General features: G+C 39.0%; 1 rRNA gene. It reads right to left on the reverse strand.

Annotated elements, in window-relative coordinates:
* Window positions 1-101: ribosomal RNA gene (rrf, locus tag H6A61_RS15725) — 5S ribosomal RNA — on the reverse strand; the annotation flags it as partial.
* Between the last annotated feature and the right edge of the window lie 127 nt (window positions 102-228).

Genomic DNA, 228 nt, shown 5'->3' on the forward strand with positions numbered 1-228 from the left:
CTACCTACTCTCCCACAATATGCAGTACCATCGGCGTGACGAAGCTTAACTTCTCTGTTCGGAATGGGAAGAGGTGGAACCTTCGTGCTATAGTCACCTGAATTTCTTTATCTTCATTATGACTCAACATGAATCAACAAACTGAAAAGTCTAATCTGTCTCAAAACTAATTCTGTTTAAGGCTAAACGTATATAACATCCTTAACGTGTCACGTGACAATGAAAGTT

The sequence above is a fragment of the Bacteroides caecigallinarum genome, from assembly GCF_016901995.1.
Lineage (GTDB): Bacteria > Bacteroidota > Bacteroidia > Bacteroidales > Bacteroidaceae > Phocaeicola > Phocaeicola cellulolyticus.